The 12,664-nt window shown below is 73.5% G+C and carries 13 protein-coding genes; 5 read left to right on the forward strand and 8 right to left on the reverse strand.

Annotated elements, in window-relative coordinates; genetic code table 11:
• Positions 1-69: 69 nt before the first annotated feature.
• On the forward strand, positions 70-1,089 hold the full coding sequence (locus ACBI99_RS01965; RefSeq protein ID WP_375071549.1) for a hypothetical protein: 1,020 nt from the start codon (positions 70-72) through the stop codon (positions 1,087-1,089).
• A gap of 30 nt (positions 1,090-1,119) precedes the next feature.
• Here ACBI99_RS01965 and ACBI99_RS01970 read toward each other — a convergent pair whose 3' ends face one another.
• Together ACBI99_RS01970 and ACBI99_RS01975 are read right to left on the reverse strand one after the other, a co-directional pair.
• Entirely contained in the window at positions 1,120-1,494 is a 375-nt protein-coding gene (locus ACBI99_RS01970; RefSeq protein ID WP_357593690.1) for a hypothetical protein, read from the reverse strand.
• 81 nt (positions 1,495-1,575) lie between these two features.
• Entirely contained in the window at positions 1,576-2,340 is a 765-nt protein-coding gene (locus ACBI99_RS01975; RefSeq protein ID WP_219515073.1) for a nuclease-related domain-containing protein, read from the reverse strand.
• Between the two features lie 170 nt (positions 2,341-2,510).
• On the opposite strand from ACBI99_RS01975, the gene ACBI99_RS01980 reads away from it, so the two are divergent.
• On the forward strand, positions 2,511-3,101 hold the full coding sequence (locus ACBI99_RS01980) for a TetR/AcrR family transcriptional regulator (RefSeq protein WP_219515151.1): 591 nt from the start codon (positions 2,511-2,513) through the stop codon (positions 3,099-3,101).
• On the opposite strand, the gene ACBI99_RS01985 is transcribed toward ACBI99_RS01980, so the two are convergent.
• Genes ACBI99_RS01985 through ACBI99_RS01995 form a run of 3 tightly spaced genes read right to left on the reverse strand, consistent with a single transcriptional unit; the run spans position 3,060 to position 6,501 of the window.
• Positions 3,060-4,121, reverse strand: a complete 1,062-nt coding sequence (locus ACBI99_RS01985) for an acyl-CoA dehydrogenase family protein (protein WP_219515071.1) — start codon at positions 4,119-4,121, stop codon at positions 3,060-3,062. The two genes, ACBI99_RS01980 and ACBI99_RS01985, sit on opposite strands and share 42 nt — an antisense overlap.
• Complete coding sequence (locus tag ACBI99_RS01990; protein ID WP_357593692.1) at positions 4,118-5,299, reverse strand: acyl-CoA dehydrogenase family protein; 1,182 nt, start codon at positions 5,297-5,299, stop codon at positions 4,118-4,120. Before ACBI99_RS01990 ends, ACBI99_RS01985 begins: the two co-directional genes overlap by 4 nt.
• Complete coding sequence (locus ACBI99_RS01995; RefSeq protein ID WP_219515066.1) at positions 5,299-6,501, reverse strand: acyl-CoA dehydrogenase family protein; 1,203 nt, start codon at positions 6,499-6,501, stop codon at positions 5,299-5,301. Before ACBI99_RS01995 ends, ACBI99_RS01990 begins: the two co-directional genes overlap by 1 nt.
• A 106-nt stretch (positions 6,502-6,607) precedes the next feature.
• Between ACBI99_RS01995 and ACBI99_RS02000 the strand changes: the two genes are divergently transcribed.
• Together ACBI99_RS02000 and ACBI99_RS02005 are read left to right on the forward strand one after the other, a co-directional pair.
• Positions 6,608-7,186: a GNAT family N-acetyltransferase gene (locus tag ACBI99_RS02000; RefSeq protein ID WP_219515065.1), complete on the forward strand. Its 579-nt coding sequence runs from the start codon at positions 6,608-6,610 to the stop codon at positions 7,184-7,186.
• Between the two features lie 24 nt (positions 7,187-7,210).
• Positions 7,211-9,580 carry a hypothetical protein gene (locus ACBI99_RS02005; protein WP_357593696.1) on the forward strand — a complete coding sequence of 790 codons (2,370 nt, stop codon included), beginning with the start codon at positions 7,211-7,213 and terminating at the stop codon, positions 9,578-9,580.
• Here ACBI99_RS02005 and ACBI99_RS02010 read toward each other — a convergent pair.
• Positions 9,562-10,152: a TetR family transcriptional regulator C-terminal domain-containing protein gene (locus ACBI99_RS02010; RefSeq protein ID WP_357593697.1), complete on the reverse strand. Its 591-nt coding sequence runs from the start codon at positions 10,150-10,152 to the stop codon at positions 9,562-9,564. The two genes, ACBI99_RS02005 and ACBI99_RS02010, sit on opposite strands and share 19 nt — an antisense overlap.
• Before the next feature lie 76 nt (positions 10,153-10,228).
• Between ACBI99_RS02010 and ACBI99_RS02015 the strand changes: the two genes are divergently transcribed.
• Positions 10,229-11,386 carry an FAD-dependent monooxygenase gene (locus ACBI99_RS02015; RefSeq protein WP_375071550.1) on the forward strand — a complete coding sequence of 386 codons (1,158 nt, stop codon included), beginning with the start codon at positions 10,229-10,231 and terminating at the stop codon, positions 11,384-11,386.
• Here the strand turns inward: ACBI99_RS02015 and ACBI99_RS02020 are convergent.
• Positions 11,289-12,173 carry a DMT family transporter gene (locus ACBI99_RS02020; RefSeq protein ID WP_219519677.1) on the reverse strand — a complete coding sequence of 295 codons (885 nt, stop codon included), beginning with the start codon at positions 12,171-12,173 and terminating at the stop codon, positions 11,289-11,291. The two genes, ACBI99_RS02015 and ACBI99_RS02020, sit on opposite strands and share 98 nt — an antisense overlap.
• 100 nt (positions 12,174-12,273) lie before the next feature.
• Entirely contained in the window at positions 12,274-12,645 is a 372-nt protein-coding gene (locus ACBI99_RS02025; protein WP_219519674.1) for a VOC family protein, read from the reverse strand.
• Between the last annotated feature and the right edge of the window lie 19 nt (positions 12,646-12,664).

Raw genomic sequence — 12,664 nt, forward strand, 5'->3', positions numbered from 1 at the left:
AAGGACGGCCTGCGGCCTCCCGCCGATCTACGGTGGCAACCAGCCATCCGATTCCGCGGGAGGAACGCCGTGACATCGAACCGACTCGGCTGCGTGGTCGCGGGGACCGTGCTGTTACTCGCCTCGATCACGACGATCCCCGCCGCCTCCGCCGCCGACTGTGCCTGGACGCGCGCCCCGCTGCCCGTGCCCGCCGGCACCCGGCAGGCCGAGGTCACCGCGACCGACCACCAGGGCGGCTTCTCCGGCCGCGCCGTGCTCGCCGACGGCGTCTGGCACGGGGTGTCCTGGCGCGGCGGGCAGTTCGTCGACCACGGCGCCAAGGTCGACGGTGAGCCGATCGCGGGCCTGCCGGACGAGACCCGCTCGGGCGCCCTGCTGGTGTGGACCGCGATCGCCGCCCCGCCCTACTACGGGCCCAGCCACGCGGTCCTGCTCAGGAACGGCCAGGCGGACCGGCTCGCCCGGCCCGCCGACGGGTTCCTGCGGCCGTTCGCCGTCAACGAGAAGGGCGACGTCACCGGCCGGAACATGGTGTGGACCGGCAGCCGGTACGTGCACCGCCTGCTGCGCTGGCCCGCCGATCGGCCCGGGCAGGTGATCGAGACGGCCCTGCCCGACGGGTACGAGCCCGAGGACGCGGACGAGGACGGCACGGTGCTGCTGCGCACTCCGGACGGCCCGGCCCTGTGGCGGAACGGCGTGATCACGCCCCTGGCCAAGGTCGCGGGGGCGGCCGGCACGTTCGCCACCGGGATCTCCAACGGGCGGGTGATCGGCCGGATCAGCTACACCTCGCCCTACCGGACATACGGCGTGCTGTGGGACACCGACGGCGTGCCGCGCGTGCTGCCGAAGAGCGCCGACACCCGGGCCGTCAACCGTGACGGCCTGATCACCGGCACCACGGACGAGGCCACCGGGGGCGGCGAGGGCCTCTGGCGGCTCGACCGCTTGGTCCACGCCCTGCCGAAGCCGCCCACGCACAGCATGTGGCTCACGGTGGCCTCGGACGACGGCGCGGTGGCCGGCAGCACCTACGACGTGAGCGACGGCACGGGCGAGCCGTTCGTCGTGCGCTGCGTCTGAGGCCGGAGTGCCTGGTGGCTTGGCGCGCGGCTACGGGCAGCTGATCTTCCTGGTGAGGCCGGTCCTGCTGCTGGTGTTGCTGGAGTCGAACCAGATCCGCCATTCGTGCGTGCCGTCGCACGACACCCGCAGCGAGGCGCGCTTGCTGCTGCTGCTGGCCGAGTCCCACGAGTCGTCGACCATGTCCTGCCAGCCGTACCACCGCGACCGCTGCAGCTTCATGGTCATCCGGCCGCAGGAGGAGCCGGTCCACGTGACCACGCCCGCGATCACCTTGTAGCCGTCCTTGTACGGGGTGCCCGGCGAGAGGCTGCACGCGGCCTGCACTCCGGCGGCGGCGGGCTGGGCGCCGGTGAGGAGTCCGGCGGCGAGGGCGAGGGCGACGATTCCGCTGGATCTGCGCATGTTCTTTACCGCTCCATCCCTGGTTCTGGCCTGTCGCGACAGGACGCTAGCGGCCCGGGGTATACCGGCGGTATGTCGCCGTCAGGCGCGCTGGAGCTCGCGGGCCGCGGTGCGGGTGAGGAGCTCGATCTGGGCGGGGTCGAGGTGCCCGTTCGCCGTCGACCGGATGCGCCTGGCGACCAGGCGCGGCTTGAGCAGCGTGATGCCCTCGGCCTCCAGCAGCCCGCGGCGCGGCAGCATGCCGCAGTGCACGGCCAGCAACGGGGTGATCGTGACCTCGATGCCGGTCTCGCGGGTGAGCAGGTCGGCGAACGCCTGGGCGGCGTCGGCCAGCGGCTTGGCGACCTTGGTGCCGTACTTCTCGCCGAAGAACAGCCGGCCGCCGTAGGTGGCGATCTCGGTGTCGGGGCTCCAGGACTCGTTGTCGACGATCCAGACGCCGCCCGGCCCGATCACGAGGTGGTCGATGGACGCCTGGTCCTTGATCGCCCGGCCGTCGAGCACCTGGTAGCCGCGCCTGCCGAGCGAGCGGCGCAGCAGACGGCCGGTGATGGCCTCGCCGTGCCTGCGCCCGCGCCAGACGGCCGTGGCCTGGAAGCGGCGCCAGTCGAGCCACCAGTCGCCGGCGGCGACGAGCCCGGCCACGACGAGCGCGTAGAAGGCCGTGTAGGTGACGTCGAAGCGGACGCCGAGCGCGAAACCGGCGGCGAACCCGGCCGCCGCCTTGAGGATGCGCGCCCTGCGCCTGCTCTGGGCCTCCTCACGCCAGAACTTCTCGTACCACCACTGGGGGGACGACCCCGTGTACTTCTCGTCCTGCTGCACGTAGATAGAGCCACCGGGCACGGCAAACTCCCCGAATGAGTGTGTCGTCAACAGGATCTGCCACGCCGAAGATCCCTCGCCGGTTAAAGAGATACCCCATCCGAAACCAAGGTGAGCCTAAGGTGACGGAATTGGTACCCCTAGGAGAAGCATCACGGCTCAACCGACCAGTCGGTATGCTGTGATCCGTGATGAAAGAGGAACCGGTACGCCAGAGGCTGCTCGCCGAGGCCACCCGGCTGTTCGCCGAACAGGGCTTCGAGAGCACCTCCGTCCAGGAGATCGTGATGGCCGCCGGCGTCACCAAAGGCGCCATGTATCACTACTTCGACTCCAAGGACGACCTGCTGCACGAGATCTACGGCAGGGTCCTGCGCATGCAGATGGACCGGCTGACGCAGATCGCCGACAGTCCCGGCACGGTCGTCGAGCGGCTGCACCGCGCCGCCGCCGACGTGATCGAGACCACCACCGACAACCTCGACGACTCCAAGATCTTCTTCCGCTCGATGCACCTGCTCGCTCCCGAGACCCGCAAGAGTGTACGGGCCGAGCGCCGGCGCTATCACGAGCGCTTCCGCGACCTGGTGCTGGAGGGCCAGCGCGACGGCGTGTTCAGCGACCGCGTGCCGGCCGACCTGGTCGTCGACTACTTCTTCGGCTCGGTGCACCACCTGGGCACCTGGTTCCACACGGACGGGCCGCTGACCGGCGCCCAGGTGGGCAAGCACTTCGCCGACCTACTGCTGGCCTCCCTCGGGGCCGGGCACCTCGGCGAGTGAGGCGAGCGCCTCGCGATGGTCGCCGGGGGTGCCAAGAGCGATCTCGGTGGCCTTGGCGCGCTTGAGATAGAGATGCACCGGGTGCTCCCAGGTCATCCCGATCCCGCCGTGGAGCTGCACCGCCTCCTCGGCCACGTGCACCGCCACGCCGGCGTTCCACGCCTGGGCCACGGCCGCCGACAGGGGCGAGTCGTCGGCCACCGCGCCCCGCGCCGCCGCCCTGGCCCTGACCACGTCGAGCCACAGGTCGGCCAGCCGGTGCTTGATCGCCTGGAACGACCCGACCGGCCGGGCGAACTGGTGCCGCTCCTTGACGTAGGCGAGCGTCGTGTCGAGGCACCACTGGGCGACCCCGTACTGCTCGGAGGCCAGCAGCCCGGCCCCGTACCGCAGCACGCCCGCCACGTCCACCTCGCCGAGCCGGGTGGCCTCGGCGCCGTCCAGCGTGACGGTGGCGACCGGCCGGGTCAGGTCCAGCGACGGCACGGCGGCGACCTGGGCGCCCTCGACGCGGTAGAGGACGCCCTCGACCGGCACCAGCAGCACGTCCGCGACGTCGGCCCCGGCCACGCCGGTGACCGTGCCCGACAGCCGCCCGTCCGCGAGCCGTACGGAGGAGCCGCGCGACGGGTGGTAGGGCGAGGCCGCGAACGACACCGCGAGCGCGGCGGTCGAGCGGCCGTCGGCGAGCCGTTCGAGCAGGCCGGCGGCCCCGGCCTGGACGAGCGCCCGGGTGGCGAGCACCGCGCTGGTGAAGAACGGCACCGGCGCGACGCCCCGGCCCAGCTCCTCCAGCACGACCGCGACCTCGCTGGCCGTCGCCCCGGCCCCGCCGTGCTCCTCGGGGATGAGCAGCCCGGCCACCCCGATCTCCCCGGCCAGCGTCTTCCACAGGTCCAGGTCGTACGGGTCCGACTCGGCACGCTTGAGCACGGTGGCGGGCGGGCAGCGGTCGGCCAGCAGGTCGCGCACGGCGGCGCGCAGCTCCTCCTCGACCTCCGAATACAGCAGGCTCGTCATCGCGGCAGGTCCTTCCAGGGCACGTCCTTGTCGACGCGGGGCTCTGAGGGCAGGCCGAGCACCCGCTCGGCGATGATGTTGCGCAGGATCTCGGAGGTGCCGCCCTCGATCGAGTTGCCCTTGGCGCGCAGGTAGCGGTAGCCAGGTCCGCGGCCGTAGAAGTCGACGGTCTCGGAGCGGCGGAAGGTCCAGTCGTCGTAGCCGAGGTCGCGCCGCAGCTCGACGTCCAGGCCGGACAGCGCCTGGTTGAGCCGGGCGAACGACAGCTTCATGCCCGAGCCCTCGGGGCCCGGCTGCCCGGCGGCGAGCTGCTCGCGCAGCCGCGCCCCCGACAGGCGGGTCACCTCGGCCTCGACCCAGAGCGAGAGCAGCCGCTGGTGCAGGTCGTGGGTGCGCAGCTCGGGGTGCTCGCGCCAGTGCTCCAGCACCGCGCCGACCATGCCGCCGCCGCGCCGCACCGGCGCGCCGCCGATGGCGACGCGCTCGTTCATCAGCGTGGTCTGGGCGACCCGCCAGCCGTCGCCGACCGCGCCGAGCCGCAGGTCGTCAGGGAGCCGCACGCCGGTGAGGAACACCTCGTTGAACTCGGCCTCGCCGGTGATCTGCCGCAGCGGGCGCACGTCCACGCCGGGCGCGTGCATGTCGCAGATGAAGTACGTCATGCCGCGGTGCTTGGGCACGTCCGGGTCGGTACGGGTGACAAGGATCGCCCAGCGGGCGTGGTGGGCCCCGGACGTCCACACCTTCTGGCCGTCGACGACCCACTCGTCGCCGTCGCGGACCGCGCGGGTGCCGAGCGTGGCCAGGTCGGACCCGGCGCCGGGCTCGCTGAAGAGCTGGCACCAGATCTCCTCGCCCGTCCACAGCGGGCGCAGGAAGCGGCGCTTCTGCTCCTCGGTGCCGAACGCCAGGATCGTGGGCGCGGCCATGCCGAGCCCGATGCCCTGCACGCCGCCGTCGAGCTGCGGCGTGTGGGCCAGCTCCCGCTCGACCACCTGCTGCAGCTCGCGCGAGACGCCCAGCCCGCCGAGCCCCTCGGGGAACCACACCCAGGCCAGGCCCGCGTCGAACCTGGCCCGCAGGAACTCCAGCCGGTCGCCGTCCGGATCGTTCTCGCTCAGGAACGCGGCGACGCGCTCCTTGAGCCGTGCTTCGTCCACTCCAGCTCCTGTCGTCATCACATGTGCTTCTTCAGCTCGCGGTAGGCCAGGGACCGCTTGTGCACCTCGTCCGGCCCGTCGGCCAGGCGCAGCGAGCGGGCCGCCGCCCAGAGCCCGGCCAGCGGGAAGTCCTGGGAGACGCCGCCGGCGCCGTGCACCTGGATGGCCTTGTCGAGGATCCACTCCACGGTGATGGGGGTGGAGATCTTGATGGCCTGGATCTCGGTGTGGGCGCCCTGGTTGCCGACGGTGTCCATCAGCCAGGCGGTCTTGAGCACGAGCAGCCGCAACTGCTCGATCCTGATGCGGGACTCGGCGATCCAGTCCTGGACCACGCCCTGCTGGGCGACCGGCTTGCCGAACGCGGTGCGGGCCAGCGCCCGCTCGCACATCAGCTCGACCGCGCGCTCGGCCATGCCGATCAGGCGCATGCAGTGGTGGATGCGGCCGGGGCCGAGGCGGGCCTGGGCGATGGCGAAGCCGCCGCCCTCCTCGCCGATCAGGTTGTCGGCCGGGACGCGGACGTCCTCGAACAGGATCTCGGCGTGGCCACCGTGGTCGGCGTCGCTGTAGCCGAAGACGTGCATGCCGCGCTTGATCGTCATGCCCGGGGTGTCGCGCGGCACCAGGATCATGCTCTGCTGGCGGTGCTTGGGCGCGTCCGGGTTCGTCTTGCCCATGACGATGAAGATCTTGCAGTCGGGGTTCATCGCGCCGGAGATGAACCACTTGCGGCCGTTGATGACGTACTCGTCACCGTCGCGGACGATCGAGGTGGCGATGTTCGTGGCGTCGGAGGAGGCCACGTCGGGCTCGGTCATCGCGAACGCCGAGCGGATCTCGCCGTCGAGCAGCGGCGTCAGCCACTCCTTGCGCTGCCATTCGCTGCCGAACATGGACAGCACTTCCATGTTGCCCGTGTCGGGCGCGGCGCAGTTCGTGGCGACGGGCGCCAGGCTCGGGCTGCGGCCCATGATCTCCGCCAGTGGCGCGTACTGGAGGTTCGTCAGCCCGGCGCCGTGCTCGCCGGGCAGGAACAGGTTCCACAGGCCGCGCTGCCTGGCCTCGTCCTTCAGGTCGTTGACGAGCGGCGGGGCGCTCCAGCCGCTGGTGCGGGCCTGCTCCTCGAAGGCGGACTCGGCGGGATAGACGCATTCGTCCATGAACAGCAGCAGGCGCCGCCGCAGGTCCTCGGTGACGGTGTCGAAGGCGAAGTCCATGCCGCGAGCCTACCGACCGGCCGGTATGCGTGTCGACAGGTGGTTCCCCGCAAAATCGGTCAGGTGGCCATCAGCGCGCCCGCGAGCCCTGCCTAAGCTGACCGCCATGACCGCGACCTTGCCGGCGCCCGTGGTGCTGGAGAACGACGACGTCCGCCTTGAGCCGCTCACCCTGGCGCACGTGCCCGACCTGTTCGCCGCCGGCGGCGGGGACGACGAGCTGTGGCGGTGGCTGCCCGTGGCGACGCCGCGCACCGAGGAGGAGCTGGCGGCGGTCGCCCGCGCGCTGATCGAGGACGACAAGCACGTCCCGCACGCGGTGATCGTGAAGGCGACCGGCAGGGCCGTGGGCTGGACCGCCTACTGCGACGTGCCCGGCTTCGACGAGAGCATCGAGATCGGCTGGACCTGGTACGGCCGGGCCTACTGGCGCTCGGCCGTCAACACCGCGTGCAAGCTGCTGCTGATCGACCACGCCTTCGACAAGCTGGGCCACAACCGGGTGCTGCTCAAGACCGACTGCCTGAACGAGCGGTCCCAGAACGCCATCAGGCGCATCGGCGGCGTCCACGAGGGCACGCTGCGCCGCCACCGCCGCCGCTCCGACGGCACCTGGCGCGACACCGTTTGTTTCGGCATCCTCGTAGAGGAATGGCCGGACCACAGGGCCCGCCTGAACCGCTGACCGGAAGGCGGCATCCAACCTCGCATGGGTGATCGGCTGGGAGGCTACTGGTTGGGCGACCGGCTCGGAGGCGGTGTCCGCGAGGCCTACGACGAGTCGGGGGTCCGCCATGCCCTGCGGGTCCTGCCGCCTGCCGCCGATCCGGAGGCGCTGGCCGCCTGGGTGACGGCGGTCGGCCGGGTCAGCTCGTTACGGGTCGCCCGGCTGGTGGACCACCGGCTCGACGCCGACCCGCCGTACCTCGTCGGGGAGTACGTCGAGGGGGTGAGCGTGCGGGCCGCCGTCGAGCGGCACGGGCCGTACGAGCCGGGCGACCTCTACCGGCTGGCCGCCACCACCGCCACCGCCCTGGCCGCCGTCCACGAGGCGGGCGCCGCGCACGGCGGGCTCGGCCCCGGCACCGTCCTGCTCACGGCCGACGGGCCCCGCCTCACCGCCCCGCGCCCCGGCGGCACCCCGGCCGCCGACGTCCACGCCTGGGGCCGCCTGCTCCGCTTCGCCGCCCACGGCGCCGACGAGCCGGGCAGACCGGTGCGGGGCAGGCCCTCGCCGATGGACCGCCGATTACGCGACCTGGTCGCCGCGGCGCTGCACGACGATCCCGCGCACCGCCCCGGCGCCCGTCAGCTCCTCATGTCGCTGCTCGACGCCCCGCAGTCCCAGCAGGGCCGCCTCTCACCTCCCGAGCCCGTCGACGACCCGCCGCTCGGCGCCCGGGCCGAGGACGTCTACCAGCGGCTCGCCGTTCCCGACCAGGCCCTGGCCCCCGAGGTGTTCCTGCGGCTCGCGCCCGGCACCGTACGCGCCGACCTGGTCACCGGCCGCACCCCGGAGCAGGCGGCCGCCATCGACCGGGTGCTCACCGCGTACACCGAGGCGGGGCTGCTGGAGCGGGCGGACGGGCGGGTGACGGTCGCGTGCGGGGCGCTGCCGTCGGCCTGGCCGAGGCTGCGCGCCTGGGTGGAGGCCGAGCGGTCCGGGCTGGCGGTGCAGCGGGAGCTGGCCGGGGCGGCGCGCCGGTGGGAGGAGGGCGGGCGGCGCGGCGCCGACCTGTTCCGCGACGCGGCGCTGGACCGGGCGCTGGCCTGGGCGGCGGGCGACCGGCGGCACGTGACGCTGAACGCGGGCGAGCAGGCGTTCCTGGACGCCGGGCGGGCGGCGGCGCGCAGGCGGGGCCGGCTGCGGCGCGGCGGGCTGGCCGGGGCCGCGGCGCTCGTGCTGGCCGCGGTGCTCGCCTGGCAGGGCGGCGCCGCCGAGGGGCGGCTGGAGCAGGCGATGGCCAAGGTGGCGGCGTCCCGGGCGGAGGCGGCGCGCGGGGCCGACCCGGTGACGGCGCGCAAGCTGGCGCTGGCCGCGTGGCGCCTGGCGCCGGTGGCCGAGGCAGGTCGGGCGCTGGTGGGGGCGGCGGCGGACCCGGCGGTGGACGGGTTCGCCGACCCGTACGCCACGGACCGGTCGCTGCACGCGCTGTCGGGCGACGGGAGCAGGCTGGCGTCGCTGGCGGGCGGGACGCTGCGGGTGTGGGACGTGACCGGGCGGCGGCTGGTGGCGTCGGCGGCGGGGCCGGAGCGGAACGTGCGGGCGATGGCCTGGGCGCCGGACGGGCGGACGCTGGCGCTGGTCGGCGTGGACCGCTCGTACCTGTGGAACACCGGCTCCGGCCTGGGCGTGGGGCGGCCGTTCGGGCGCGGGCTGGGCGCGCCGGGCGAGCAGGCGGCGTGGTTCAGCCCGGGCGGCGGGCTGCTGTTCGCGGCGGCGCGGCAGTCGGGCGAGCGGTGGGCCTGGGACCTGCGCGAACGGCGGGCCACGCTGGTGGGCGAGTACGCGGTGGCGGGACCCCGGGACCGGGTGGCGCTGGTGTTCGCCGGCAACCGCTCGCACCTGCGCTACCTGGCGACGGGGGCGACCACGGCGCGGCCGTGGCTGGACCGGATGCCGTGGGAGTACACGGCGTTCGCGCCGGACGGGACGCGGGTGGCGATCGCGGAGGAGGGCGGCGTGCAGGTCTACGGGCTCGACGGGGTGCCGACGCTGCCGTTCCGGCTCCAGCCGTCGCCCGGGCATCCGGTCTTCAGCGCCGACGGGCGGGTCCTGGCCGCGACGGGCGGCGACCGGGTGAGCGCGTGGCGGCTGGCCGACGGCAGACTGCTGGCCGACCGGCGGGTGCCGTCGCCGGGGACCGACCGCCCGGCGCAGGCCGCTCTCAGCGCGGACGGGCGCCGCCTGCGCGTGCTGGCCGGGCGCGGCACCGTGCTCACGATCGACCTGGCCCGCTCCCCCGCCCCCGGCGACCCGGAGCGGGCCGCCGCGACGGTCTGCGCCCGGTACGGCGCCCTGTCCCGCGCGGAGTGGACCCGCCACCTGCCCGAGGTCCCTTACGTGGACGCCTGCTGACCACGGGGCCCCGGTCCGCCGCCGAGCATGCCGGCCAGCAGCTCGCCCACGGCCTCGCGGAGCTCGTCCAGCGACGGTTCGGTCCCGGCCCCGGCGATCGCGTCGAACATGATGCCCTCGCCGAACGCGACGAGGCGGTGGCCGTGCCGTACCGGATCGGCGGACCCGGCGGCGGCGAGCAGGGCGACGGCGGGGTCGCGGAAGCGGCGGCCGGCCCGGTCGTAGATGCGGCGCAGCTCGGGCCGCCGGGTCGCCTCCAGCGCGAGCTCGTAGCGGGCCAGCGTGCGGCGGCGGTCGCGGAGCTGGACGTGGAGCACCCGGGCCAGGAGGTCGGGCAGCTCGGCGGCGGTCGGCGGCCGGCCGGCCAGGCCGTCGGCGAACACCTCCGTCTCCAGCTCGGTCAGCCGCGACAGCGTCAGCTCCAGCAGCGCGGCGCGGGTGCGGGCCAGGTTGGACGTCGAGCCGGGCGGCAGCCCGGCCGCCTCGTCGACGGCGCGGTGGGTGAGGCCGCGCATGCCCCGCTCGGCCAGCAGGGTGATCGCCGCCTCCGCCACGGCCTCTGAACGCTTCACGAACCGGATACTACAGTTGTAGTCGAGACTACAGCCGTAGTAGCGTGAAACTACAGACGTAGTTGAGGAGTGGGGAATGAAGGCTGTAGTGATCGGCGGCGGCATCGGCGGCCTGGCCGCCGGCATCGCGCTGCACCGCGCGGGCTGGCACGTGGACGTGCTGGAGAAGGCGGCCAAGCTGGAGCCCGTCGGCTCCGGCCTGGCCGTGGCGTCCAACGGGCTGCGCGCGCTCGACGTGCTCGGCCTGGGCGACCGGGTGCGCGAGCTGTCGAGGATGGAAGGCCAGGTGGGCATCCGCCGCCACGACGGCGCCTGGCTCACCCACACCACCGAGGACCGGGCGCGCGAGCTCTACGGCGACTCGATCGTCGTGCTGCTGCGGGCCAGGCTGGTCGAGCTGCTGACCGAGACGCTGGGGCCGGAGCGGCTGCGGCTCGGCACGGCGGTCACGGGCGTCGACGCCGCCACCGGGACCGTGCGCACCGACGCCGGCGAGCTGACCGCCGACCTGGTCGTGGCCGCCGACGGCATCCACTCGCGGGTGCGGGCCGCGCTCTTCCCCCGGCACCCGGAGCCGGTCTACGCGGGCGTGACCACGTGGCGGGGCCTGGCGCCCCGGCCGGACGGGCCGATCCGCAGCTCGGAGAGCTGGGGGCGGGGCACCGTGTTCGGCATCCACGCGCTGGACGACGAGCTGGTCTACTTCTACGCCACCGACCTGTCACCGGCCGGGGCCACGGGCGGCGACGAGCGGGCGGAGCTGGTGCGCAGGTTCGGGACGTGGCACGCGCCGATCCCCGCCCTGCTGGAAGGCGCCCGGCCGGACCACATCCTGCGCAACGACCTCTACTACCTGCGCGAGCCGCTGCCCGCCATGCACGCGGGCCGGGTGGCGCTGCTCGGCGACGCCGCCCATCCGATGACGCCCAACCTGGGGCAGGGCGCCTGCCAGGCGCTGGAGGACGCGGTCGTGCTCGGCCACCTGGCGGGCGGCGACCTGGCCGCCTACACCGAGGCGCGGCTGCGGCGCACGGCCGACGTCGTGCGCAAGTCGATGGCGATCTGCCGGATCACCAAGGTGCGCAACCCCGTCGCCGTGGCGGTGCGCGACCGGGCGATGTCGCTGGCGAGCCGGTTCAGGCCCGATCTGATGCTGCGCTCAATGGACGAGATTCTGGGATGGCGGCCGCCTGTTTCGACGGGGAGTGATCGGGCGTCAGCCGGCCCAGCGTGATCGTGCCGGCGATGGTCAGCGCCGCCGCCAGCACCGCGGGCACGGCGGTGGCGGGGCTGGTCGGCAGCGGCTCGCCGAGCAGCAGCGCGCCGGCCAGCACCGAGGTGATCGGGTCGACGACCTGCACGCCCGCGTAGGCGATGCCGAAGTAGCCGACCGCGTACGAGCGCTGCAGCAGCACCGTGGCGCAGATCAGCAGCACCGGGATGGCCAGCGTGAACCAGTGGACCAGCCGCCCCAGGTCGCCCTCCATGCCGCCGCCGACCACCCGGACGAACGTGGACACGCTCGCCGTCGCCACGCCCGCGCTGACCGCCAGCAGCAGCGCCTTGTTCGCCCCCTTGGCGCGGATCGCGGCCACCTGCGTGACCAGCACGAGCAGCGCGATCACGCCGATGAACCCGAGCGCCGCCCCGTCACCCAGCCGGGGCGTGACGTGGTGCGACGGCACCAGCATCATCAGCCAGATCAGGCCCACGGCCACCGCGATCGAGCCGAAGATCTCTGCCTTGTACGGTTTGCGGCCGTACATGTACGCGGCCAGCGGCACCGCGAACACCAGTGTGGCCACGCTGATCGGCTGCACCGCCACCAGCGGCGCGAAGCTCAGCGCCACCGCGTGCAGGCACGCGCCGGTCAGGCTGATGATGCCGCCGATCCACCAGCGGGGCCGCCGGGTCAGCCTGAGCGAGGCGCCCTCCGCCACTGCCTCGAACTGTTGCAGCGCCGCGCCGACCGCGTAGCCCAGCGCCCCGGCGAGTGCGATGAGGAGGCCGACCCAGGTCATGGGCGCCCACGCAGGGGCAGAGATCCGTGCAAGAGCATTGCCTCAGCTTAGATGCGCAGCAATGCGCTCGAATCATCCTTTAGGCCAATCTTGGCCTACATCACTTCTCCGGGCAGACGCAGAACAGGTGGCCGTCAGGATCCCGCAGCACGATCCAGCCCACCCCCTCGTCCGTCACGCCCGGCTGGAACTCGGGCTTGGTCGCGCCGATCGCAACGTACTCCTCGACCGCCTTCTCCACGTCCGGGACGCGGAAGTCGAGATGGAACTGCTTGTCGGCGCTCGGCCACTCCACGGGCTTACGATCGGGCACCCGGCCGAAGTAGAGCGACGTGGTGCCGTCGCTCACGGCCGCGTACTCGTCCTCCGCGTACGTGATGGGCAGGCCGGTCACCTGGTGGTAGAACTCGGCCGTCTTCCTGGGGTCGTCGCAGTCGATGGTGACCGCGATGAGATTTGCCTTCGTCGTCATGACCGTCAGCCTGTCAGCC

This window comes from Nonomuraea sp. ATR24, assembly GCF_041950485.1.
GTDB lineage: Bacteria > Actinomycetota > Actinomycetes > Streptosporangiales > Streptosporangiaceae > Nonomuraea > Nonomuraea ceibae.

Excerpts from the sequence above, each read along its gene's own strand:
- ACBI99_RS01980 (WP_219515151.1), top strand. The coding sequence starts at position 2,511 with ATGAAAGAGGAACCGGTACGCCAGAGGCTGCTCGCCGAGGCCACCCGG.
- ACBI99_RS02000 (WP_219515065.1), top strand. The coding sequence starts at position 6,608 with ATGACCGCGACCTTGCCGGCGCCCGTGGTGCTGGAGAACGACGACGTC.
- ACBI99_RS02015 (WP_375071550.1), top strand. The coding sequence starts at position 10,229 with ATGAAGGCTGTAGTGATCGGCGGCGGCATCGGCGGCCTGGCCGCCGGC.
- ACBI99_RS01990 (WP_357593692.1), bottom strand. The coding sequence starts at position 5,299 with ATGACGACAGGAGCTGGAGTGGACGAAGCACGGCTCAAGGAGCGCGTC.
- ACBI99_RS01995 (WP_219515066.1), bottom strand. The coding sequence starts at position 6,501 with ATGGACTTCGCCTTCGACACCGTCACCGAGGACCTGCGGCGGCGCCTG.
- ACBI99_RS02020 (WP_219519677.1), bottom strand. The coding sequence starts at position 12,173 with ATGACCTGGGTCGGCCTCCTCATCGCACTCGCCGGGGCGCTGGGCTAC.
- ACBI99_RS02005 (WP_357593696.1), top strand. The coding sequence starts at position 7,211 with ATGGGTGATCGGCTGGGAGGCTACTGGTTGGGCGACCGGCTCGGAGGC.
- ACBI99_RS01985 (WP_219515071.1), bottom strand. The coding sequence starts at position 4,121 with ATGACGAGCCTGCTGTATTCGGAGGTCGAGGAGGAGCTGCGCGCCGCC.
- ACBI99_RS02025 (WP_219519674.1), bottom strand. The coding sequence starts at position 12,645 with ATGACGACGAAGGCAAATCTCATCGCGGTCACCATCGACTGCGACGAC.
- ACBI99_RS01970 (WP_357593690.1), bottom strand. The coding sequence starts at position 1,494 with ATGCGCAGATCCAGCGGAATCGTCGCCCTCGCCCTCGCCGCCGGACTC.